We start from the raw sequence: 21,316 nt of genomic DNA on the forward strand, positions 1-21,316 counted from the left end.
TCGGGCGCGTGGCGTTGACGCTGCAAAAGCCGATCGTTTGCGATGCCTACGACGTGCATCCGGGCACGGGCGCGTTCGTGCTGATCGACGAAACGACGCATCACACCGTCGCCGCCGGCATGATTCGTGCATATTCCGCGTGACTGACGAAGGCGGCGCCGACGCGCCGCCCACACACACGCGAGAGGATGGAAGCGCAATGGGCAAGGTGTACTTGATCGGTGCAGGACCGGGAGCGGCGGATCTCATCACGGTGCGCGGCGCCCGATTGTTGGGCACGGCGGACGTCGTGCTGCACGATGCGCTCGTCGAACCGGCGATGCTCGAATATGCCCCGCATGCTCGCAAGATCGCCGTCGGCAAGCGCTGCGGCCAGCGTTCGACGGCCCAGCATTTCATCAATAAGCAGATTGTCGATGCGGCGCTCGTGCATGACGTCGTCGTGCGGCTCAAGGGCGGCGACCCGATGCTGTTCGGCCGTGCCGACGAGGAAATGCGCGCGCTCGAGGAAGCTGGCATCGAGTATGAGGTCGTGCCGGGCATTACCGCCGCCCTCGCCGCCGCCGCTGCAGTCAAGCGGTCGCTCACGTTGCGCGGCGTCTCGCGCAGCGTCGCGCTGGCCACGAAGAGCCGCGCGCCCGATACCGAAGCGATTCGCGAGACACTCAACGCCGATTCGGTCGTCTTCTACATGGGCCGCGACAGCGCCCCCGACATCGCGCAGCAGTTGATCGATGCGGGCCGCTCGGGCGCGACGCCCGTGGCCATCGTGGAAGCCTGCAGCACGCCGCGCGAACGAACGTTGACGCTCACCCTCGAGGCGCTCGCGATGGGCGAAGCGCAGCCTTGGTTGGACCCCACCCAGCCCAGCTTGTTGATGATCGGACGGGCGTTCGCGGAACGCGCATCGGCCAAAGCGGGGGCCGAACGCGAGCGGCAGGCGGATGCCGGCGACGGCCCCGGCCAACGGCGCGACGCGTTGGCCCGCGCGGCCTGACTAACGCCTATCCCTCTACGCCTCACGCAGGCAATACGCGGCCAGGGCGTCGAGCACCGCGTCGTCTTCGCCCACGGGCCCCGCCAGGTGTATCTGGACGCTCGGATGAGCGACGCGGCAGGCTTCGACGATCAGCGGCAAGTCCCGCCGCACGTGGCCGCCTTGCCCGAAGAACACGGGGATGACCGTAATCGCGCTGCAGCCCCGTGTCACTTGATCGCCCACGGCTGTCGGCAAATCCGGCGTCATCAATTCGAGGAAAGCCAGCGACACGATGGTGTCGCGGCCCGCGAGGGCGCGCAGTTTATCGGCGAGCCGCGCGAACGGTTCGGCCCAGCGCGCGTCGCGCGCGCCGTGTCCGAACAACACGATACCGCGAGAGACAGCTTCTGCGTTCATCGCATCCTCCGCGACCGGACCGGCGTCAGTGCCGGTCGACCCACTTGAGCCCAGCGAGCCCGAGCGCCAGATAGATGAGGCCCGGCAACGCGGCCGTGGCGGGCGCGGGCCACGTGTTGAGCATGCCGATGTGCGAAAACAGCGTGTTGATCAACTGAAAGCTCATCCCGAGCATGATGCCGCCGAACACTTTCACGCCGACTACGCCCGCGCGCGTATGCAAATAAGCGAACGGCAGCGACAGCACGAGCATCACGAGCACCGCGAAGGGATAGAGGACCTTCTTCCACAGCGCAATGTCGTAGCGCTGCGTGTCCTGATGGTTCTCGACCAGATGTTGAATGTAGCGGAACAGGTTGAACATCGACATGCGATCGGGCGAGACGAGCAGCACCGATAGAATTTGCGGCGTGAGCTCCGAGCGCAGCGAGTATTCGGGCAGGTCGACCTGCGCCGCGCGATAGACGGGGTTCAACGCGTCGGCGCGCGCATTGCCGGCCGGCGGCAACATCGTCAGTTGCGTATCGGTCACGCCCGTGAGCAGCCAGTGACCGTTGCCCTCGTAGCGGCCCGATTTCGCGGTGCGCACGTTCGTCAAGCGGAAGCCGGGGTCGAATTCGTAGATGCGCACATCGCTCACCGTCGCGTCGGGCATCAACTCGCCCACGTTCACGAAGCGCGTGACTTGCTTGCCGTCTTCGCGGGCCGTCAACGTATCCTTGACCCAGACGCCGGAGGCGAAACTGCTCGAGACGGCCGAGCCGAGCGCTTCCAGGCGCACGCGCTCGGACAGTTGATCCGAGTAGGGGCCGACGACTTCGCCGATGAAGTAGGTGAGCGCGACGAGCGGAATGCCGATCTTCATGAGCGAGCGCAGCGCTTGCCCCGTCGACAGTCCCGAGACGCGAAAGATCGTGTACTCCGAATTGGCGGCCATCTGAGCGAAGACGTAGATGGTGCTGATGAGCGCGGCGACCGGGATGATCTCGTAAAAGCGCGACGGCGTTTGCAACGCGACGCGCAGCACCGCGTAGCCGAACTTGTAATTGCCGTGGCCGACCGTGTTCAGCTCGTTGATCAGGTCGAAAAAGAAAAACAACCCGGAGAACGCGAACAAGATGAAGATGAACGCGAGATAAACCTGGCGGGCGAAATATCGTTCGTAGATGCGCATGGCGGTCAGGCTCCTCGCGCGGACGCGAACCAGGTGCGCGGGATCAGCGGCCGGTTGCGCACGCGCAGCCAGAACACGATCACGACCAGCGCGGCCGCGACGATATGCAACCCGACGAGCCCGATCACGAACGACATCTTGCCTTGCTCGATCCACGATTGCACGACATTGAGCAAGTTCGAATAAGTCAGAAAAATCAACACGGCCATCACGAGATTGATGGTGCGGCCGCGCCGCGGGTTCTGATAGGCGAGCGGGATGCCGAGCAGCATCAAATTGATCGCCATGAGCGGCAGCCCCGTGCGCCAGGCGAATTCGGCGAGTTTGTCGCGCGTGGGGTGCCGTAGCAGGGACAGCGTCGACATGCCCGTCGTCGAAGTCGGATTGACGACGGGTGGGTGCGTAACCTTCACGCCGTAGCGCTCGAACTCCATGATGCGGAAATCGGGTTTGCCGGGCTCGCCGTCATAGCGGCGGCCGTTCTCCAAGACGACGAAACGCGAACCGTCTTTCATTGTTTCGGTATGGCCGTTTTGGGATACGACGACGCTGACCTTGCCGTGCTCGGTGCTCGTGACGAACACGTTCTGCACGTGCGCTTGGTCGGGTGTCATCTTTTCGATGAAGAAGACGCGGTGCGTGGTGGGCGACTCGCGAAACTGCCCCGGCGCGAGCATCGAGACTTCGTCGCGCTGCTGGAAGCGCGCGCGAATGAGCTTGCTTTGCGTATTCGACCAAGGCCAGCCGACGTAGGCGAAGAAGGCGACGAGCACGATCAGCGGGGCAGCGAACTTGGCGATCGGCTTGATGAAGGCGGTGAGGCTCACGCCCGAGGCGAGCCAAACGACCATCTCGGAGTCGCGGTACCAGCGCGTGAGCACGAACAAAATCGAGACGAACATCGTCACGACGAGCATCACGGCGATATAGCCGATGACGGTCAGCCCGATGAGGACGACCACGTCCTTCGGATCGACTTCGCCCGATGCGGCGTAGCCGACGATGCGGATCATCATCGTCGTGAGAAAGATGGTCAGCAGCACCATGAAAACGGCGCCGGCCGTGTAGGCGAGCTCGCGCTGAAGGGAGCGTTCGAAGATCATCGTCGGTGCGAGAGGGCGGGCCGGGGCGCGCATCGAGCGCGGCGCATTCCGACGCCGGAGAAAAAATAGCGGATAATTGCGGCTTTGTTGCGACGAAGTTAAGCCGATTTTATCCGAGGACAAGCGCGATGGACTTTAGCATAAAAGCCTGTGACTGGACGAAGGGCACGACGGGCGGTTTTCTGACGGGGAAATCCGATTGCATCGTGATCGGGGTGTTCGAGGGGCAATCGCTCTCGGGCGCGGCGCTCGATATCGACTCGGCCACCAAGGGGCTGCTTCAGCGCATCGTCAAGGCGGGCGATATGCAGGGCAAGAGCGGCACGACGCTGTTCCTGCACGAAGTGGAAGGCATCGGCGCCTCGCGCGTGCTCCTCGTGGGCCTCGGCAAGCAAGACGCATTCGGGCAAAAGGCGTATGCCGAGGCGGCGCGCGCCGCCTGGCGCGCGATCCTCGGCACGCGCATCGCTCAGGTCACGTTCACGCTTGCGCAACTGCCGATCAAGGAACGTTCGGCCGAGTGGGGCGTGCGTGCCGCGGCCCTCGCGCTGCGCGGCGAAACGTATCAATTCACGCAGCTCAAGAGCAAGCCCGAGGCGGCGAAGCACGCGCTCAAGCGCATCGTCATGACGGTCGATCCGGCTGACGAAAAGCTTGCGAAGCTCGCGGTCAAGCAAAGCCTTGCCGTGGCGAGCGGAATGGAACTGGCGCGCGACCTCGGCAACTTGCCCGCCAACGTCTGCACGCCCAGCTATCTTGCCGAGACGGCCAAGAAGCTCGGCAAGGAATTCAAATTCAAGGTCGACGTGCTCGGTGAAAAGCAGCTGGAAGCGTTGAAGATGGGCTCGCTCTTGTCGGTCACGCGCGGCACGGACGAGCCTGCGCAGTTCATCGTCATGCAATACCAAGGCGGCGGGGCGAAGGCTGCGCCGATCGTGCTCGTCGGCAAGGGCGTCACGTTCGACAGCGGCGGCATCTCGCTCAAGCCGGGCGAAGGCATGGACGAGATGAAGTACGACATGTGCGGCGCGGCGTCGGTGTTCGGCACGCTGCGGGCCGTGGCCGAGCTCGGCCTGAAGCTGAACGTGGTCGGCATCGTCCCCGCGGTGGAGAACATGCCGAGCGGCAAGGCCACGAAGCCGGGCGACATCGTGACGAGCATGTCGGGGCTCACGATCGAAGTGCTCAATACCGATGCCGAAGGGCGCTTGATTCTCTGCGACGCACTCACGTACGCGGCGCGCTTCAAGCCCGCGGCCGTCGTCGATATCGCCACGCTCACGGGCGCGTGCATCATCGCGCTCGGCCATCACAACGCCGCGTTGTTTTCGAAGGACGACGCGCTCGCCGGCGAACTGCTCGATGCCTCGCGCGAGGCGTCCGACCCCGCGTGGCGCATGCCGCTCGACGACGAGTACCAGGAGCAACTGAAGTCGAATTTCGCCGACTTGGCCAATATCGGCGGGCGTCCGGCCGGTAGTGTGACGGCTGCGTGCTTCCTGTCGCGATTCACCGAAAGCTACCCGTGGGCGCACCTCGATATTGCCGGCGTGGCATGGAAGAGCGGCGCGGCCAAGGGCGCGACGGGGCGGCCGGTGCCGCTCCTCACGCAGTTTTTGATCGACCGCGCGGGACAGTAATGGCGCAGGGCAGCGCCGCTTGCGAGGGGGTGCGGTGACGCGCGTCGATTTTCATACGAACGTCGGCGATGCGTTGCTCTATGCATGCCGGCTCGCGCGCAAAGCATACCAGGCCGGCCAGCCGCTCGTCGTCACGGCCGACCCGCAGCGGCTGCGCTTGTTCGACGAGCGGCTCTGGACGTTCTCGCCGCTCGACTTCCTGCCCCATTGCATGGCCGACAGCGCACTCGCTGCGCGCACGCCGATCGTGCTGGCGGCCGATCTCGAGCATGCGCCGCATCACCTCGTGCTGCTCAATCTCGCGCCGTCCGTGCCGGCGCAGTTCGCCCGCTTCGAGCGCTTGCTCGAGGTGGTCGGCAATAGCGAGGACGAACTTGCCGCCGGCCGCGAGCGTTATCGCTTCTATCGCGATCGCGGCTATCCGCTCAACAATTACAAGCAAGGCGCGTAATGTTCTGTCGATAGGGCATGCCGCCGATGAATGAGGGAGACACGCATGACCGATTCCCACGACCCTAACGACCCCGAGTCGATCCCGATGCTGACGGACGTCATCGTGCCGGGCCGACCCCCGATCGCCCGGCCTGGCGCAACGCAGGCGGGCGCAGTCCCGGCGCAGGCGCCTGTGCCCGGCGACCCCTCGCCGCCTGTCGCCGCACCGGCGCAGCCGAACGTCGCAGGGCCGGCGCAGGGGCCGTCGCAGTACGCTTCCCCGGTTGCTTCGGCGCCGGAGGCAGCCGCCGATACGCGCGGCGCGGCATTCGATGCGCGCGACGTCGAATTCATCGCCGAACGCTTGCGGGGCCGTTTTTCGAGTTACCTGCGCGAGGACGCTCGTCGTGTGGTCGAGGCGCGTTGCCGCGACGCCGTGCAAGAGCACACGAACTGGCTCGTGCGGCAAGTGACGCGCGAGGTCGTCTCTGCGCTCGAGGCCGAGGTGGCGGGCTGGGTGCGCGATGCCGTGCGCGAGGAACTGGCACGGCATACGTCGAACCGATAAGCGCGTCGCCGCAGCCGTCTCGTGCGCTAGCGCCGCACTTTGCGGCGGCCGGCGCGGCCGCCGCGGGCTCGTCGGCGCAACCCTTGGCCGCGGCTCGGCGGCTCAGCCCGTCACAGCCCCCTTATCAGCGGGCTGCGCCAGCGCGGCGAATTTGGCGAGCACGCCGCGCGTATAGCGCGGTGCAGGAGCGGTCCACCCCGCGCGTCGCCGTGCCAATTCGGCGTCGTCGACATTCAGTTGCAACAGCAACCTGTGCGCATCGATCGTGATCGAATCGCCTTCCTCGACGAGCGCGATCGCGCCGCCCACGAACGCCTCGGGCGCGACGTGCCCGACCACCATGCCCCATGTTCCGCCGGAAAACCGCCCATCGGTGATGAGCCCCACCGATTCGCCCAGCCCTTTGCCGATCAGCGCCGAGGTGGGCGCGAGCATTTCCGGCATACCGGGGCCGCCTTGCGGGCCGAGATAACGCAAGACCAGAACGTCGCCCGCGCGAATCCGATCGTCGAGAATCGCGGCGAGCGCGCTTTGCTCGTCGTCGAACACGCGCGCCGGCCCGGTGATGACCGGGTTCTTCAGGCCCGTGATTTTCGCCACCGCGCCATCGGTCGCCAAGTTGCCTTTCAAGATGGCTAGATGTCCTTCCTTATAGAGCGCCCGCTCGATGGGGAAGATCACCTGCTGATCGTCACGGGGCACGCTGGGCACGTCTTTGAGCGCTTCGGCCATCGTCTTGCCGGTGATCGTCATGCACTCGCCGTGCAGCAGTCCCGCATCGAGCAAAATCTTGAGCACTTGCGGAATGCCGCCCGCGCGATGCAGATCGGTCGCGACGTATTCGCCCGAGGGCTTCAAGTTGCAGATGACCGGAACGCGCTTGCGGATACGCTCGAAGTCGTCGATCGACCACTCGACTTGCGCCGCATGCGCGATGGCGAGGTAGTGGAGCACCGCGTTGGTCGAGCCGCCGGTGGCCATGATCAGCGCCACCGCGTTTTCGATCGACTTGCGGGTGATGATGTCGCGCGGCTTCAAGTCTTGCTTCACGGCCTGAACCAGCACGCGCGCCGATTCGGCGCTCGAGGCGACTTTCTCGTCATCGGGGTTCGCCATCGTCGATGAATACAGCAACGACATGCCGAGCGCTTCGAACGACGAGCTCATCGTGTTGGCGGTGTACATGCCGCCGCACGAGCCTGTCGAGGGACAAGCGTTTTGTTCGATGCCTTCGAAGTCTTCCTTGGACATGCGGCCGGCCGTGAATTCGCCGACGGCTTCGAACGACGACACGATCGTCAAGTCCTTGCCCTTCCAGTGGCCCGGGCGAATCGTGCCGCCGTAGACGTAGATCCCGGGCACGTTCATGCGGGCGAGGGCGATCATGCCGCCCGGCATGTTCTTGTCGCAGCCGCCGATCACGACGACGCCATCCATCCATTGGCCCTGCACGCAGGTCTCGATGCAGTCGGCGATGACTTCACGCGAGACAAGGGAATATTTCATCCCTTCGGTGCCCATCGACATGCCGTCGGAAATCGTCGGCGTGCCGAATGTCTGCGCGTTCGAACCGGCTTCGCGCACGGCGGCCACCGCCGCGTCGGCCAGCTTCTGCAGGCCGGCATTGCAAGGCGTGATGGTCGAATGGCCGTTCGCAATGCCGATCATCGGCTTGTCGAAATCTTCTTTTTTATAGCCGAGCGCGTAAAACATCGAGCGGTTCGGGGCGCGTGCGACGCCTTGCGTGATGTGCTGGGAACGGCGGTTGTGGGCCATTGAAGAGCTCCGGTTCGTTCATTGGAAACGGGCGCGGCGGCCGCCTGGGGGTGAAAAGAGCGAAAACCATGCGAGCGCCCGGCCGACGCGCATCAAGCTCGGGCCAGCATGCCCCGACTCGTTGGACCTGTCCAATATATGATTCAGGGTGAATTAGGTCGAAACACATATCAATGACCGCTGCCGGACTGCCCCCATGACCCCAGACTTGCGCCAACTTCGCTACTTCGTCGCCGTTGCCGAGGAACGGCATTTCGGGCGCGCGGCGCGCAAGCTTTCGATGACGCAGCCGCCGCTGTCGCAGGCGATCCGCGCGCTCGAAGACACGCTGGGTGTCGAGTTGTTCGCGCGCACCAAGCGCACGGTCGAACTCACGCCGGTCGGCGCGGATTTGCTGCCCGAGGTGCGCAAGCTGCTGGCGCAGGCCGATGCGTTGCGGCCGCATGCGCAAAGTCTTGCGCGCGGCGAGGCAGGCGCGCTTTCGCTCGCATTCGTGTCCACGGCCGATTACGGCTTGCTGCCGCATTTGCTGCGCGAATTCGCGGTGCGCCATCCGCGCGTGCGGTTGAATTTGGCCGAAGCGACGAGCGACGTGCAAATCGAGGAGCTCGCCGCGGGCCGAATCGACGCGGGCCTCATCATTCCGCCGCTGCCGCCGCGCCATGCCGCCACGCTGTCGTACCTGCCCGTCATGCGCGAGCCTCTGGTGGCGGCGCTCCCCGCGGCCAGCGTTTCGCACCGGGGCCGCGGCGAACCGCCCGATTGGATCGACGCCCCCATTTCGCTGGCCGAAGTGGCCCAATTGCCGCTCGTGATCTTTCCGCGCCGTTTGGCGCCGGGCTTTTATGACATCATTACGGCCTGCTATGGCGCGGCAGGCCTCACGCCCCGCATCGGACAGGAGGCGATTCAGATGCAAACGATCGTCAGCCTCGTCTCGGCGGGCATGGGCGCCGCGCTGGTGCCGCAATCGTTACGTAATCTGCGCCGCACGGGTGTCGTGTATCGGCCGCTTATCGAGCGCACGCCGCTCGTCGAGACCGGGCTGGTGTGGAGAACGGCCGATGTGAGCCCGGTGCTGGCCGGTTTCCTGGACATCGTGCGCACGCACGCGAAAACTCACTATTCAAGGGCTTGAGCCTTACGATGCTGATTCATCCGAATTTCGATCCCGTTGCAATCCATTTCGGCCCGCTTGCCGTGCGCTGGTACGGGCTCATGTACCTCGTCGGCTTCATCTTGGCGGTCGTCATCGCCCGGCTGCGGCTGCGTTTGCCCCATGTCGCGGCGCAAGGCTGGACCGCGCGGGACATCGACGACATCTTGTTCTACGGTGTGCTCGGCACGATCTTGGGCGGCCGGCTCGGCTATGTGTTGTTCTATAAAGCCGATTACTACTTCGCTCACCCGCTCGATATCTTCAAGGTCTGGCAAGGCGGGATGTCGTTTCACGGCGGGTTCCTCGGCGTCACGCTGGCGATGGTGCTGTTCGCCTATCAGCGCAAGCGCACGTGGCTGCAAGTGACGGACTTCGTTGCGCCCATGGTGCCGACCGGGCTTGCCGCCGGGCGCCTCGGCAATTTCATCAACGGTGAACTGTGGGGCCGCGTGACCGATCCGCAGGCGCCGTGGGCCATGATGTTCCAAAGCGCGTCGAACGACGACGCGCTTTGGCTGGCGGCGCACCCGCAACTCGCGGCGAAGTGGCATCTCGCGCCGATCTTCGCGCAATATCACATGCTGCCGCGTCATCCCTCGGAGCTGTACGAGATCGCGCTCGAAGGCATTGCGCTGTTTCTCGTGCTGTTCTTTTTCACGCGCAAGCCGCGTCCGGTCGGCGCCGCTTCAGCCGTGTTCTTGATCGGTTACGGGCTGGCGCGTTTCATCGTCGAGTTCGCGCGCGAACCCGACGATTTCCTGGGTTTGCTCGCGCTCGGTCTGTCGATGGGTCAGTGGCTGTCGCTGCCGATGATCGTCGTCGGCATCGTCGTGCTTGTCTGGTCGTATCGGCGAGCGCGCGTCGCACCGGTTAGCGCACCGCTGCGCTGAGCGCGTAGCGGTTGACACCGGGGCGCCGCTATAAGCAGCGGCGCCTCGGCCATTGCCCCTCGGCGGCACGTGGGCTCGAATCCGCCTTGCGCTCGACCCTACTTCGGCCGCCGTCAGCGGGTCATTTGCACCGAGCCGGACACGGTCACGGTCACCGTCGATTTGCCGCCCTCGACAGGCAGCGGCGCCGGTGCGGCCCCGGCCGCCATGGCCCGCATGGCGAACATCGGCCGCGGCGGCGACGCATTGTTACTGCCCACGTTCACTTCACGAATCGTATAGCCGCCGTAGCCGAAGGCATGCGCGGACGAATCGGCCTGCTCTCTGAATTTCTTGATGGCGTCGGCGGTCAGCGTATCCGCTGCTTTGCGCTGCGCCTCGGGCGACAGCGAGAAAGCGACGCTGCCGATCTGCATCGTGGCGTTGATCTGCCCCGCGAGTTTGGTCGCCGCCGCGAAATCGCGCGATTCGAGGACAACCTCGGTGCGGCCGCGCCAGGAGGCCAAGTGGCCGTCGCGGTCGGTCGTCGGGTAGACCGTGAATACGCCCGTATGGGCAGTCACCTCCGCTACGCCGCGCGCTTGCTTGAGCGCCGCCTCGGCATGCCGATTGAGGGCATCGGTGAGCGAGGCGGCATCGCGCGCCTCTTGTTCGTAGAACAGCGTGATTTCCACTACGTCCTGCGGCACCTCGGTGCTCGCTTGCGCCGACAGCGACAGCACGCCCGAGGGCTCGTGTTGCGTCATGACGGTATCGGCGCGCGCCGGCAGCGCCGTTAGGGCAAGAGGTGCGGCGGCCGCGGCGGCGAGGATCCAGCTTGCGGTTGTTCTTTTCATTTTCATCGGTGCTCCGGGTGGGCTGCGTTCCTATACATTGGGATCATGAGAACCCGAGCGAGTCTATCGTTCGCCTCGCTTCATGCCCGATGCGTCATGCGAGCGTTTTCGTGATGAAACGCCACTCGTCTTCGGTCACAGGCGTGATCGACAGCCGGTTGCCTTTGGCAAGCACGCGCATGCCGGCCAACTCAGGATGCGCGCGCAACTGCGCCAGCGACACGAGGGGCATTTTCTTCACGAAGCGCACGTCGACGAGCATCCAGCGCGGCGTCTCGCGCGTCGATTTTGCATCGTAGTACGGGCTCTTCGGGTCGAATTGCGTCGGGTCGGGATATGCACCCGACACGACTTCGGCAATGCCCGCGATGCCAGGTTCCGGGCAACTCGAATGATAGAAGAGGACGCCGTCGCCGATTCCCATCATGTCGCGCATGAAGTTGCGCGCTTGATAATTGCGCACGCCCGTCCACGGCAGCGTGCGCTTGGGCGCGGCGGCGAGATCGTCGATGCTGGCTTCGTCCGGTTCCGATTTCATGAGCCAGTAGCGCATGGATGCAGGCCCCAAATGAAAACGGCATCGGTAGCACCGATGCCGTTGAATAAAATCCCCGCCTTAGCCGCTAGGCCGGCATCCTGAACCTGAGGTTCAGAATTGGTCGCAGTTAGCAGCACTTCGGGTACATCAGACAGAGTGACGCGCACGCCCGTGCTACAAATTTCCGCAACCATGCACATGGCATTGGTTCAAGGAATTTATGACCTTGGCGAACCAGGCAGGGAAGCCTTAAAACCTGTTATTTTAAGAACTGCCGCCCGTTACAGCGCCTCGTGTTGATCGAGCACCGCACCGAGCTTGTCGTTCATTTGGCGCATTGTACGCCGGATTTCTTCGGCAGGGAACGCTTCGCCATGACGCACGCTTTGCTGCAGCTTGAGCAGCTCCGACGCGAGCGAAAGCGCCGCCATCACCGCGATGCGATCGGTGCCGCGCACGTTGCTCATCGAGCGGATCTTGGACATTTCCGCATCGACTCGCGCCACCGCTTCGAGCAACGCCGCTTCGGTTTCCGGGGAACATGCGAGACGATAGCTCTGGCCGAGAATCGTCGCTTCGATCTGTTTCGTCGTCATGCATCTTCTCCATGCGCGGCGGCGCCCGCAGCGCTCTGGTGCTGCTGCGTGGCGAGCAGATCGAGCTGGCTGTCGGAATCGTAGGGGCCGTTCGTGCGCGGCAATTTTTCGAGGATGGCGTTCAGGCGCACCTGGGCATCGTCGATTTTTGCGACGAGCGCATCGCGTTCGGCTTGAAGCGCGTTACGCGCTTCGCGCAAGAGCGCGAGCTCGGCATGGGCCGCCTCGTTTTCTTGGCGCAATTGCGCGAGTTGCTCTTCGAGCGCGTGACGTGCCTGCTGCTGGCGCTCGTTGATCGCGATCAGCCGGCCGATATTCTGTGAGAGGGATTCGAGTTCGTTGAGCATCTGCTGCGTCCTCTAAAGACCCCGCATTTTAGCGCTAAATATGCGCGTATCCGACCGCAGTCTCGTATCGAGACGTAACCGTTGTAGGCTTTTTTTGCAGAACGCGCGGTTTACGCACGATGTTTGCGGGCGTTTTGGCCGTTTTCTTGACGCCTCCTGCCCCCGCTCCTACACTTGCGGCACTTTGGTGCTCGCGCGCTAGGCTGCCTATGCACGCGGTTAAACGGGAAACAGGGAGCGAAGTCCGCTCGGACGAGCCAACCTGTGCTGCCCCCGCCAACGGTAAGCGACACGCGCGGCGCAGGACACCTGCCCGCGCAACACGCCTCCAACGCCACTGCGTGACCCACGTGGGAAGGCGGAGGCGATTCGTCGTCAGCCCGGATACCGGCCAGAGTGGGAGTGCGATGCCGCGCTCGCGCCGCATCGCGTCGCGCGCCGGCTGTCTCGCTCGATGACAAAGCAGTCTGCGGGGAGCAGGCTGCGTGCCGATCCCACAGGAAAACCACACGATGTCCACGCTTAACGTCCGTGCGGCGCTGCTTGCGTTCGCCGGTCTGCCCCTTGTCGCGCTCGCGCAGAGCGCGCCGAGCGATCCCGCTTCTGCTTCCTCCGAGCATGCCGCCGCTTCGCCGGCGTCCTCGCCTGTGCCAGCGCCTTCTTCTGCAGCCGCGCCTTCACCGGAGACGAGCGCCGCGGCCGTCCCGACGGCGCCCGCCGGCGCATCGTCGGCAGCCGCCAACGGCGGCGCGCTCGCGCCCGTCGTCGTCACTGCTCAGCGTGGGCCGCAACCGCTTGCCGAGGCGATCCCGCAAACCACGCGCTTCTCGCGGGAGGACATCGCAGATTCCACGGCGACCGACCTGCCGGGCCTGCTTGGACAAGCGCCTGGCGCGCAGATCATCCGCAACGGCCCGCCCGGATCGAACGTGACGCTGTTTTTGCGCGGCGGCTCGGCGACCCAATCGCTCGTGCTGATCGACGGCGTGCGCGTCGATTCGGTGAGCCTCGGGCAGGCGCAAATCGGGCAGATTCCACTGTCTCAAGTCGATCGGGTCGAAGTCGTCAATGGCGACGTGTCGGCGCTCTACGGCTCGGGCGCAATGGGCGGCGTCGTGCAAGTGTTCACCAAGGACGGCGGCAATCATCCGCCGCGTTTCGATTTCTCGCTCGGCTACGGCAGCTATCACACGCAGACGCAACAGGCCGGCGTGCAGGGCGCACTCGACAAGGACGGCAAGACGACGTTCAGTTTCAATGTGTCGCGCTCGAAAGACGATGGCTTTTCGGCCATCGATCCGCGGCTCGCGCCTAGTGCGAACCCCGGCCCGGACGGCTACTTGAACGAAACGGTGTCGGCCATGGTGCGCCACAAGTTCGACGAGCGCTGGGACGCCGGCGTGCGCTACTTCCAATCGAACGGGAAGGACAGCTTCGACAATGCGTTCGGCGCGCCGACGGACGTGAACTATCTCTACAGCAAAGTGCGTGAAGCTTCGGTCTTCGCCAACGGCAAGCTCACCGATTGGTGGACGACTCACTTGATCGCGGCCCTTGGCGACGACCGCGCGATCGACAAGACCAACGGCGTCTACAACAACCGATTCGACACCGACAATCGTCAGTACACATGGCAGAACGATTTCAAGCTCGGCGCGCAGCAGAAGCTGCAACTGGGATACGAGCGGCTCGATCAAAGCCTCGACTCGGATCAGTTCGCCGCGCCCGACCGGCACGTGAATTCGGTGTTCGCGGGTTACACGGCGCGTTTCGGGGCGAGCCAAATCCAGGCGAACGTGCGGCGCGATCAATATTCGGATTTTGGTGGCGCCAACACCTACTATCTGGGCTACGGCTTCGACTTCACCGAGCATTGGAAAGCGACGGCGAGCTATTCCAGCGCGTTTCGGGCGCCGAGTTTCGACGATCTGTACTTCCCGGGCAGCGGCAATCCGTCGATTCGCCCCGAGCGCAGCCACTCCGTCGAGGCGGCGCTGCAGTATGCGTCGGATGCGCTTGGCATCGTGCGGCTCACGGCGTTTCAGACGCGCTACTCGGATCTGATCAACTATGTCCCGACCCAGGGCGGCTTGTTCTATCTCGCTGAAAACGTCGGCCGGGCGAAAGTGCAGGGGCTCGAAGGCTCGTGGAGCGGCGAGGTGGGCAAGACCCGCGTGCGGGCGGCGCTGGCGGTGCAAAATCCGGTGGACGAGGACACGCATACCGATCTTCCACGCCGTGCGCGGCATTTCGCCTCGTTCTCCGCGAATCGTTCGTTCGGCGATTGGCGTTTTGGCGGCGAATGGATCGTCAGCGGCGCGCGCGACGATAGCGGCGCCAACTTGGCCGGCTTCGGTCTCGTGAATTTGTCGGCGCGCTACGACATCACCAAAGCGTGGTATGTGAGTGCCCACATCGATAATCTGTTCGACAAGAACTATGAACTCGCCTATACCTACAACACTCCGCGCCGCAGCGCATTCATCACGATCGGTTGGCAGCAGCAATAGCGTGCACGGCTGCGAGGCGGTTCGTGCAAGCCTCGCCGGGCTTGCCGTGCGTCTTGCGCGCGCCGCTTCGCGCGGTGGTGGCGGCCAGGCGAGCGTGCGCCGATGAACCTGCCTGCTTCGCGTGCGCACGGCTCGATGAACGCGCGTCGTGCGCGCTTCGTTTGGGGCGTGCTGGCGCTCACCGGGCTCGTCGTTTTCGTTGCCGCGCTCGCGCTCGGCAGCGTGACGATTTCGCCGTGGCAGGTTTTGCTGGCCCTCTTGCACGCGTCGTCGCATGTCGCCGATGGCGGGCCGGCGGGCGATCTGGCCGGCGAAATCGTGCGCACCCTGCGTTTGCCGCGGGCGTTGGCGGGCTTTTCGTGCGGGGCGTTGCTCGCGCTCGCCGGCGCGTTGCTGCAGGTGTTGCTGCGCAATCCGCTCGCCGAACCCTACGTGCTCGGGGTCTCCGGGGGCGCTGCGGCGTTTGCCGTGGCCGCATTGTTCGCCGGATGTGCTTGGTGGTTCGTCGACCTGGCCTCGTTTAGCGGCGCCTTGCTCTCGATCGCGCTCGTGCTCGGCCTCGCGCGGCGGGAATTTTGGCGCGGCGAGCGGCAGGAAGCGTCGCCGCGATTGCTGTTGACGGGCGTCGTCGTGGCGACGGGCTGGGGCGCCGTCATTACGTTGTTCATTGCGCTCGCGCCCGACGACCGGCTGCGCGGCATCGTGTTTTGGCTGACGGGCGATCTGAACGGGGCCGCGAGCCCGTGGCCGGCGCTCGTCGCGCTGGCCGTCGCTCTGGGCGTAGCTGTGCCCGTCGCGCCGCAATTGAACGTGCTCTTGCGCGGCGATGCATTGGCCAGCTCGCTCGGCGTGCCGGCTGCCAAGCTGCGGTTGCGCATTTACGTCGTCGCTTCGCTTGCCGCCGCGGCGAGCGTGACGACGGCCGGGACGATCGGTTTCGTCGGTCTCGTCGTGCCGCATGCGCTGCGGCTCGTGCTCGGCAACGATCAGCGCATGCTCGTGCCGGCCAGCGCGCTCGCGGGCGGGATTGCCGTGATGGGTGCGGATCTGGCCGCGCGCACGGTGATCGCGCCGGCGCAACTGCCCGTCGGTGTCGTGACCGCGCTCGTGGGCGTGCCGGTGTTTCTGTGGATGTTGCTCGGGAAACGCCGATGAACTCGCTCGCTCGCGTGGATGGAGAGGCCCGTCCGGCATCGCTTTCGGCGCAACATTTGACGTTGCGCGCCGGCGATCGCGTATTGCTCGAGGACTTCACACACACGTTTTTTCCCGGCGAGATCTGGTGCGTCGTGGGGCCGAACGGCGCGGGCAAGACGACGTTGATCACGACGCTCGCGGGCCTCGCTCGACCGGCGCATGGCCACGTCGAAGTGGACGGCGAGCGCATCGACGCGTGGCCGAGCGCGGCGCTGGCGCGGCGGCGGGCGTTGATGCCGCAGCATTCGCACGATGCGTTCGGCGCGAGCGTGCTCGATGTCGTGCTGCTCAATCGCTTCCCTCATCTGACGGGATGGGGATGGGAGCGCCGGGAAGATCGCGCGGCGGCGCACGCGGCGCTCGAGACGCTCGGGCTTGCCTCGTTCGCTGCGCGCGATGTGCTCTCGCTCTCGGGCGGCGAGCGCCAGCGCGTCGCCCTGGCGGCCGCGCTGTGCCAAGACGCGTCGCTGCTGCTGCTCGACGAACCGCTCGCGTTTCTAGACTGGCACCATCAAATCGATTGTTTGACGGCGCTCGTGCGATGGACGCGGGCGTCGCCGCGCATGATCCTGTTTTCCTGTCACGACCTCAATTTGGCAAGACGCTTCGCCACCCACGCGCTACTGCTCGAGGGCAACGGCGTCGCACATACCGGCGCGGCACGCGATGTGCTTACCCCGGCGCTCGCAAGCCGCGCATTCGGGTATCCCCTCGTGCTGATCGAGCAGAGCGGCTACGAGGCGCTCGTCCCGGCTTTACCTGAGGCTCCGTGCTGAAAGCGCGCACACGCCGCACACCGGAAATCCACATAGTGATGTCCCTAATACCGCGCTGGCGGGACGATGCGGTTTTACCGAATTGAACCGCCCCGACCGATGCGAGTATGGTGAGACCTTTGCGAAGCGCGCCCTTGAGTGCCGTTGTGGAAATCGGCCGCGCATCGCCAGCTATCGGATCGAATCGAGTATGAATGCACCCCTTCCACTGCCTGTCGTCGAACCGCTCGATCGTTCGTTGCGCGATGACCTCTCGCGCCTGATCGACGCCAAGACGAAGCCGCAAGGCAGCCTCGGCATGCTTGAAGTGCTGGCACGCCAAATCGGCATGATTCAGCGCAGCCTGCATCCCACCGTCGCGCGGCCCGCGATGATCGTGTTCGCGGGCGACCACGGCATCGTGCAGGAAAGCGTGAGTCCGTATCCGCAAGCCGTGACCTCGCAGATGGTCGCCAATTTTCTATCGGGGGGCGCCGCGATCAACGCGATCAGCGGCGTCTCCGGACTGATGCTGGAAGTCGTCAATGCGGGCGTTGCGACGCCGCTCGCGCCGCTACCGGGGCTCGTAGACGTGCCGATCGCCGCGGGCACGCGCAACTTCGCGCGCGAGCGCGCGATGACACGCGATGAGGCCCGCGCTGCGTTGCGCGCGGGAGCCGCGCGCGTGCGCCATCATGCTGGGCTCGGCACGAATGTGATCGGCTTCGGCGAAATGGGTATCGGCAATTCGTCGTCGGCGGCGTGCCTCATGAGCCGTCTATGCGAAGTGCCGATCGACGATTGTGTCGGTCGCGGCACGGGGCTCGACAACGCGGGCCTCGCGCGCAAGCGCAACGTGCTGGCCTCCGCGCTGGCGCTGCATCGGGACGTGACGGAGCCGGTCGACGTGCTGGCGACGTTCGGCGGCTTCGAAATCGCGATGATGGTGGGCGCCTATCTGGCGGCCGCCGAGGCGAAGATGACGATTCTCGTCGATGGATTCATTGCGACCGCGGCGCTCGTCGTGGCCGATGCGATCGCGCCTGCCGTGCGCGACTACTGTGTGTTCGCGCATTTGTCGAACGAGGCCGGCCACCGGCGCATGCTCGACTACTTCGGGGCGAAACCGCTGCTCGCGCTCGACATGCGCCTCGGGGAGGGTACCGGAGCGGCGCTCGCGTTGCCGGTGCTGCGCGCGGCGGTCGCGATCTTGAACGAGATGGCTAGCTTCGAATCGGCCGGCGTGGCAGGGCGCGAGGCTCGATGACGGTCGAGCGCGGGCCGGGCCGGGCGAGCGCCGGCCACGCGAGAGCCGAGGCGGCCGACGTGATTCAAGAGGAAGCGGATCTCGCGTCGCGCGAGCCGGCGGGCGCCGAGGCCCCAACGGTTGCGCGGCGTGCCGGGTATCAGGCGCAGTGGCGTTACGTCGTCGCCGCGCTCGGTTACTTCACGCGCGTGCCGATCCCGCCTGCGATCGCGCTGGATGCGCGCGATCTTGCCGGCGCATCGCGCTACTTTCCGCTGATCGGCGTGTTCGTCGGCGCATTCGGCGCGCTCGTCTATCTCGCGGCGTTATCTCTGTTTCCGGCGGGCGTTGCCGTGTTGCTGTCGATGGCCGCCACGTTGCTGGCGACGGGGGCGTTGCACGAAGACGGCTTGGCCGATTGCTGCGATGGCCTTGGCGGCGGCATGACGCGCAACGATGCGCTGCGTATCATGCGCGACCCGCACTTGGGCGCATTCGGCGCGATCGGCTTGATGCTCTCGCTCGCGCTCAAATGGCAGACGTTGGCGGCGCTGCCGGCAGCGACGGCGGCCTGGGCCATGGTGGGTGCGCACGCTGCCAGTCGCGCGCTGGCCGTGACCTATCTGGCGACGCACGATTACGCGCGCGAGGAAGGCAAAGCCAAACGTGTCGCGCAGCCTATGTCGAAGCGCTCGCTCGCGCTGACCTTGATGCTCGGCGTGCCCTGGCTGTTCCTACCGGACTGGCGCGCCGGGGTGCTCGGCCTTGCCGTCATCGCTGCGTTGCGTTTCGTGCTCGGGCGTTACTTCGCTCGGCGGCTCGGCGGTTATACGGGCGACTGCCTGGGCTTTGCGCAGCAGGTGTTCGAGCTTGCGCTGTACTTGACCGTGCTGGCGTGGACCTCGTTCTAATCCGGCACCCGGCCCCTGCAATCGACGCCGCGCTCTGCTACGGCAGCACCGATGTGCCGTTGGCTGGCGACGCGGGGGAGTCGGCGCTCGCGCTCGCCGCGCGGTTGCAGGCGCTCGGAGCGCCTTTGCCGGTGCATCTGGTGACGAGTCCGTTGCAACGATGCGCCCGTTTGGCCGGGGGGCTCGCGGAGAAACTCGGCTGCGCGGTGCACATCGACGCGCGCTTGCAGGAAATCGACTTCGGCGTGTGGGAAGGGCAGCGCTGGGATGCGATCGATCGCGCCGAGCTCGATGCCTGGGCTGCCGATCTGCGCCACGCGCGGATGCATGGCGGCGAGAGCGTCGCGCAGTTCGAAGCGCGCGTCGGTGCATGGCTGGCGCGCTGGCGCGAGCCGATGGCGCCACCGGCGCCGCATGTGCTCGCGGTGACGCATGCCGGCGTCATGCGAATGATTGCATCGCTTGCGCTCGGCGAGCCATTGGAGCAGACGTTGAAGTGGCCGCTCGAGATGGCCGCTATCGTTTGGCTGCGCTATGAGGCGATGGGCGGCGCGGGAAGTTGGCGACTACTGCATTGGAACGCCTGAGCCGTCCGCATGTGATCGGCAAGCTCAACGCACGCGATGCGATCCCGGCGTATCGCGCGGCCGCCGCGCTCGTGCCGCATCGAGGTCGCGGCAAAGTTGTGCGGCGCCTTGCACGAGGCGCGGGCCGGGGCGGTTGATGAGGTCGCCGTCGAGCGCGAACAAATTGCCGCGCGCGACAGCCGTCATGCGCGGCCATGCTCGCCACGCCGCTAGACCGTCCGGCAAGGGCGCGCCGGCGGGAGCGGGGCCTTGACGCGTCGTCACGATCGCTTCGGGATCGGCTGCGACGACGGCCTCCGTCGACACGGTCGGCACGAGCGGCGCGAGCTGGGCGAATACGTTGCGCCCTCCGCATAGCGCGATGATGTCGCTCACGACGTGCGTGCCGTTCAGCGTCATGAGCGGGTCGTCCCACACCTGATAAAAGATGCTGACAGGCGCGCGTTGGGCGTACTGCGCACGCAGCGCGGCGACGTTGGCGCGATACGCTGCCGCGGCGGCATCGGCTTGCGAGGCGGTGCCTAGCAGCGTGCCGAGGGCGGTGAGGTCGGTCGCGACGTCGTCGATCTTGCGCGGCTCGCTGTGATAAAGCGCGACACCCAGCGCGCGCAGCCGGTCGAGTTGCCGCTCGTCGTTGCCGTGGCGCCAGACGATCACGAGGTCGGGCCTGAGCGCGACGATGCGCTCGAGGTCCAGCGCGTTGTTATCGCCCACGCGCGGCAGCGATTTCGCAGCGCTGGGGTAATCGCTGTACGACACCGCGCCGACGAGCTTGGCGCCGCCGCCCGCCGCATAGACGAGCTCGACGGCATGGGGCGAGAGGGCGATGACGCGCCGCGCCGGCGCGGCGAGCGTGACGCGATCGCCGGCGTCGTCGACGACTGAAATCGATGCGTAGGCGCGTTGGCAAACCCCCAGCGCGACGCCGCACGCGAGCGCGAACCCGGCTCCGGCCCCCGCCTTGAGCCACGCCGCTCGCTTGCGCGCGGGCGAGCCACCTTCGCTCGTGCCTGCGCTCGCGCCGCTGCCCCCATCGGTCTGCCGCTGCCGCGCCGCGCGACGGTCACCGTTGCAAAACGCCGCTGCCGCCGCCCTCATCGCGTCGAGCCCCCTTTCACCGCCATCGGCAATCCCGCTACCATCAGCGTCACGTTGCGCGCAATGGCCGCGACGCGTTGATTGAGCCGTCCCAGTTCGTCGACGTAGCGGCGCGTCATCGCCCCGAGCGGCACGACACCCATGCCGATTTCGTTGCTGACGACGATGATCGGCGCGCGCGCCTGCGCGAGCGCCGAGGCCAGGGCATCGAGCTGCCGGCGGCAATCGTCGGGCGGCAGGGCGAAGGCCTCGCCGCGCGGCGGGCAAACGAGGTTGACGAGCCAGAGCGTCAGGCAGTCGACGAGAATGCAGCGGTGGCCGTCGTCGGCGTCGGCGATCGCTGCCCCCAAGTCGATGCCGGCCTGCACGACGTGCCAATGCGCCGGTCGCCGTGCGCGATGGTGGGCGATGCGCGCGGCGAACTCGGCGTCATCCGTCTCGCCGGCCGTGGCGATGTAGGTGACGGGCCGCGCGGTGGCGGCCGCCAGCCGCTCGGCATGGCTGCTCTTGCCGGAGCGCGCGCCGCCGAGCACGAAGGTGAGATCGGGTTGGGTCAT

General features: G+C 65.8%; 23 protein-coding genes, 1 other RNA gene and 1 riboswitch. Of the genes, 13 read left to right on the forward strand and 11 right to left on the reverse strand.

Annotated elements, in window-relative coordinates:
* Nucleotides 1-143, forward strand: a 143-nt coding sequence (locus QQS38_RS23970) for an elongation factor 1-alpha C-terminal domain-related protein (RefSeq protein WP_479647897.1), incomplete at its 5' end; no start/stop codon positions are given.
* Between the two features lie 56 nt (nt 144-199).
* Nucleotides 200-997, forward strand: coding sequence for a uroporphyrinogen-III C-methyltransferase (gene cobA / locus QQS38_RS23975; protein WP_479647843.1), 798 nt, complete (start codon nt 200-202; stop codon nt 995-997).
* 15 nt (nt 998-1,012) lie between these two features.
* On the opposite strand, the gene QQS38_RS23980 is transcribed toward cobA, so the two are convergent.
* The 3 genes from QQS38_RS23980 to lptF are packed head-to-tail and all read right to left on the reverse strand — an operon-like array spanning nt 1,013 to nt 3,673.
* Nucleotides 1,013-1,396, reverse strand: coding sequence for a sirohydrochlorin chelatase (locus QQS38_RS23980; protein WP_479647844.1), 384 nt, complete (start codon nt 1,394-1,396; stop codon nt 1,013-1,015).
* Nucleotides 1,397-1,421: 25 nt separating this feature from the next.
* On the reverse strand, nt 1,422-2,570 hold the full coding sequence (gene lptG, locus QQS38_RS23985) for an LPS export ABC transporter permease LptG (protein WP_479647845.1): 1,149 nt from the start codon (nt 2,568-2,570) through the stop codon (nt 1,422-1,424).
* A 5-nt stretch (nt 2,571-2,575) separates the two neighbouring features.
* Nucleotides 2,576-3,673: an LPS export ABC transporter permease LptF gene (gene lptF / locus QQS38_RS23990; protein ID WP_479647846.1), complete on the reverse strand. Its 1,098-nt coding sequence runs from the start codon at nt 3,671-3,673 to the stop codon at nt 2,576-2,578.
* Nucleotides 3,674-3,801: 128 nt separating this feature from the next.
* Between lptF and QQS38_RS23995 the strand changes: the two genes are divergently transcribed.
* The 3 genes from QQS38_RS23995 to QQS38_RS24005 are packed head-to-tail and all read left to right on the forward strand — an operon-like array spanning nt 3,802 to nt 6,313.
* Nucleotides 3,802-5,313 (forward strand): leucyl aminopeptidase, encoded by a 1,512-nt coding sequence (locus QQS38_RS23995; protein ID WP_479647847.1) that lies wholly within the window; start codon nt 3,802-3,804, stop codon nt 5,311-5,313.
* A 34-nt stretch (nt 5,314-5,347) separates the two neighbouring features.
* On the forward strand, nt 5,348-5,764 hold the full coding sequence (locus QQS38_RS24000) for a DNA polymerase III subunit chi (protein WP_479647848.1): 417 nt from the start codon (nt 5,348-5,350) through the stop codon (nt 5,762-5,764).
* Between the two features lie 45 nt (nt 5,765-5,809).
* Nucleotides 5,810-6,313, forward strand: coding sequence for a DUF2486 family protein (locus QQS38_RS24005; RefSeq protein WP_479647849.1), 504 nt, complete (start codon nt 5,810-5,812; stop codon nt 6,311-6,313).
* 102 nt (nt 6,314-6,415) lie between these two features.
* On the opposite strand, the gene ilvD is transcribed toward QQS38_RS24005, so the two are convergent.
* Nucleotides 6,416-8,089, reverse strand: a complete 1,674-nt coding sequence (ilvD, locus tag QQS38_RS24010) for a dihydroxy-acid dehydratase (RefSeq protein WP_479647850.1) — start codon at nt 8,087-8,089, stop codon at nt 6,416-6,418.
* Nucleotides 8,090-8,285: 196 nt separating this feature from the next.
* On the opposite strand from ilvD, the gene QQS38_RS24015 reads away from it, so the two are divergent.
* Nucleotides 8,286-9,227: a LysR family transcriptional regulator gene (locus QQS38_RS24015; protein WP_479647851.1), complete on the forward strand. Its 942-nt coding sequence runs from the start codon at nt 8,286-8,288 to the stop codon at nt 9,225-9,227.
* A gap of 8 nt (nt 9,228-9,235) precedes the next feature.
* Complete coding sequence (gene lgt, locus QQS38_RS24020; protein WP_479647852.1) at nt 9,236-10,138, forward strand: prolipoprotein diacylglyceryl transferase; 903 nt, start codon at nt 9,236-9,238, stop codon at nt 10,136-10,138.
* Between the two features lie 113 nt (nt 10,139-10,251).
* Here lgt and QQS38_RS24025 read toward each other — a convergent pair whose 3' ends face one another.
* From QQS38_RS24025 to QQS38_RS24045, 5 genes are all read right to left on the reverse strand, one after another.
* On the reverse strand, nt 10,252-10,974 hold the full coding sequence (locus QQS38_RS24025) for an SIMPL domain-containing protein (RefSeq protein ID WP_479647853.1): 723 nt from the start codon (nt 10,972-10,974) through the stop codon (nt 10,252-10,254).
* Nucleotides 10,975-11,068: 94 nt separating this feature from the next.
* On the reverse strand, nt 11,069-11,527 hold the full coding sequence (locus tag QQS38_RS24030; RefSeq protein ID WP_479647854.1) for an EVE domain-containing protein: 459 nt from the start codon (nt 11,525-11,527) through the stop codon (nt 11,069-11,071).
* A gap of 51 nt (nt 11,528-11,578) precedes the next feature.
* Nucleotides 11,579-11,760, reverse strand: a non-coding RNA gene (gene ssrS / locus QQS38_RS24035) — 6S RNA.
* Nucleotides 11,761-11,793: 33 nt separating this feature from the next.
* Nucleotides 11,794-12,108: a cell division protein ZapA gene (locus tag QQS38_RS24040; protein ID WP_479647855.1), complete on the reverse strand. Its 315-nt coding sequence runs from the start codon at nt 12,106-12,108 to the stop codon at nt 11,794-11,796.
* The gene (locus QQS38_RS24045) at nt 12,105-12,455 is read right to left on the reverse strand and encodes an ATPase (protein WP_325344212.1); all 351 of its coding nucleotides are present in this window, start codon (nt 12,453-12,455) and stop codon (nt 12,105-12,107) included. Before QQS38_RS24045 ends, QQS38_RS24040 begins: the two co-directional genes overlap by 4 nt.
* A 168-nt stretch (nt 12,456-12,623) precedes the next feature.
* Nucleotides 12,624-12,865, forward strand: a riboswitch (cobalamin riboswitch).
* A gap of 102 nt (nt 12,866-12,967) precedes the next feature.
* Here QQS38_RS24045 and QQS38_RS24050 point away from each other — a divergent pair.
* The 6 genes from QQS38_RS24050 (at nt 12,968) to cobC (ending at nt 19,661) form a co-directional block, all read left to right on the forward strand.
* A complete protein-coding gene (locus QQS38_RS24050) occupies nt 12,968-14,965 on the forward strand; it encodes a TonB-dependent receptor plug domain-containing protein (protein ID WP_479647856.1) in 1,998 nt (665 codons plus the stop codon).
* 102 nt (nt 14,966-15,067) lie between these two features.
* Nucleotides 15,068-16,120, forward strand: a complete 1,053-nt coding sequence (locus QQS38_RS24055) for a FecCD family ABC transporter permease (protein WP_479647857.1) — start codon at nt 15,068-15,070, stop codon at nt 16,118-16,120.
* Nucleotides 16,117-16,938, forward strand: coding sequence for an ABC transporter ATP-binding protein (locus QQS38_RS24060; protein WP_479647858.1), 822 nt, complete (start codon nt 16,117-16,119; stop codon nt 16,936-16,938). Before QQS38_RS24055 ends, QQS38_RS24060 begins: the two co-directional genes overlap by 4 nt.
* A 190-nt stretch (nt 16,939-17,128) precedes the next feature.
* Nucleotides 17,129-18,184 carry a nicotinate-nucleotide--dimethylbenzimidazole phosphoribosyltransferase gene (gene cobT / locus QQS38_RS24065; RefSeq protein ID WP_479647859.1) on the forward strand — a complete coding sequence of 352 codons (1,056 nt, stop codon included), beginning with the start codon at nt 17,129-17,131 and terminating at the stop codon, nt 18,182-18,184.
* On the forward strand, nt 18,181-19,074 hold the full coding sequence (locus tag QQS38_RS24070; RefSeq protein ID WP_479647860.1) for an adenosylcobinamide-GDP ribazoletransferase: 894 nt from the start codon (nt 18,181-18,183) through the stop codon (nt 19,072-19,074). The genes cobT and QQS38_RS24070 overlap by 4 nt, the downstream gene beginning before the upstream one ends.
* On the forward strand, nt 19,059-19,661 hold the full coding sequence (cobC, locus tag QQS38_RS24075) for an alpha-ribazole phosphatase (RefSeq protein WP_479647861.1): 603 nt from the start codon (nt 19,059-19,061) through the stop codon (nt 19,659-19,661). Before QQS38_RS24070 ends, cobC begins: the two co-directional genes overlap by 16 nt.
* 24 nt (nt 19,662-19,685) lie before the next feature.
* Here the strand turns inward: cobC and QQS38_RS24080 are convergent, their stop codons facing one another.
* Nucleotides 19,686-20,759, reverse strand: a complete 1,074-nt coding sequence (locus QQS38_RS24080; protein WP_479647862.1) for a cobalamin-binding protein — start codon at nt 20,757-20,759, stop codon at nt 19,686-19,688.
* Entirely contained in the window at nt 20,756-21,316 is a 561-nt protein-coding gene (gene cobU / locus QQS38_RS24085; protein ID WP_479647863.1) for a bifunctional adenosylcobinamide kinase/adenosylcobinamide-phosphate guanylyltransferase, read from the reverse strand. The genes QQS38_RS24080 and cobU overlap by 4 nt, the downstream gene beginning before the upstream one ends.

This window comes from Trinickia sp. Z7 (assembly GCF_056498045.1).

Bases quoted from the DNA above. Each gene is read 5' to 3' on its own strand.
- QQS38_RS24005 (WP_479647849.1), top strand. From the start codon at position 5,810: ATGACCGATTCCCACGACCCTAACGACCCCGAGTCGATCCCGATGCTG.
- lptF (WP_479647846.1), bottom strand. From the start codon at position 3,673: ATGATCTTCGAACGCTCCCTTCAGCGCGAGCTCGCCTACACGGCCGGC.
- QQS38_RS24070 (WP_479647860.1), top strand. From the start codon at position 18,181: ATGACGGTCGAGCGCGGGCCGGGCCGGGCGAGCGCCGGCCACGCGAGA.
- cobU (WP_479647863.1), bottom strand. From the start codon at position 21,316: ATGACCCAACCCGATCTCACCTTCGTGCTCGGCGGCGCGCGCTCCGGC.
- QQS38_RS23995 (WP_479647847.1), top strand. From the start codon at position 3,802: ATGGACTTTAGCATAAAAGCCTGTGACTGGACGAAGGGCACGACGGGC.
- QQS38_RS24025 (WP_479647853.1), bottom strand. From the start codon at position 10,974: ATGAAAAGAACAACCGCAAGCTGGATCCTCGCCGCCGCGGCCGCCGCA.
- QQS38_RS24030 (WP_479647854.1), bottom strand. From the start codon at position 11,527: ATGCGCTACTGGCTCATGAAATCGGAACCGGACGAAGCCAGCATCGAC.
- lgt (WP_479647852.1), top strand. From the start codon at position 9,236: ATGCTGATTCATCCGAATTTCGATCCCGTTGCAATCCATTTCGGCCCG.
- cobA (WP_479647843.1), top strand. From the start codon at position 200: ATGGGCAAGGTGTACTTGATCGGTGCAGGACCGGGAGCGGCGGATCTC.
- QQS38_RS24055 (WP_479647857.1), top strand. From the start codon at position 15,068: ATGAACCTGCCTGCTTCGCGTGCGCACGGCTCGATGAACGCGCGTCGT.
- QQS38_RS24040 (WP_479647855.1), bottom strand. From the start codon at position 12,108: ATGACGACGAAACAGATCGAAGCGACGATTCTCGGCCAGAGCTATCGT.
- ilvD (WP_479647850.1), bottom strand. From the start codon at position 8,089: ATGGCCCACAACCGCCGTTCCCAGCACATCACGCAAGGCGTCGCACGC.
- QQS38_RS24045 (WP_325344212.1), bottom strand. From the start codon at position 12,455: ATGCTCAACGAACTCGAATCCCTCTCACAGAATATCGGCCGGCTGATC.
- QQS38_RS24060 (WP_479647858.1), top strand. From the start codon at position 16,117: ATGAACTCGCTCGCTCGCGTGGATGGAGAGGCCCGTCCGGCATCGCTT.
- QQS38_RS24080 (WP_479647862.1), bottom strand. From the start codon at position 20,759: ATGAGGGCGGCGGCAGCGGCGTTTTGCAACGGTGACCGTCGCGCGGCG.
- cobT (WP_479647859.1), top strand. From the start codon at position 17,129: ATGAATGCACCCCTTCCACTGCCTGTCGTCGAACCGCTCGATCGTTCG.
- QQS38_RS24050 (WP_479647856.1), top strand. From the start codon at position 12,968: ATGTCCACGCTTAACGTCCGTGCGGCGCTGCTTGCGTTCGCCGGTCTG.
- QQS38_RS23980 (WP_479647844.1), bottom strand. From the start codon at position 1,396: ATGAACGCAGAAGCTGTCTCTCGCGGTATCGTGTTGTTCGGACACGGC.
- lptG (WP_479647845.1), bottom strand. From the start codon at position 2,570: ATGCGCATCTACGAACGATATTTCGCCCGCCAGGTTTATCTCGCGTTC.
- QQS38_RS24015 (WP_479647851.1), top strand. From the start codon at position 8,286: ATGACCCCAGACTTGCGCCAACTTCGCTACTTCGTCGCCGTTGCCGAG.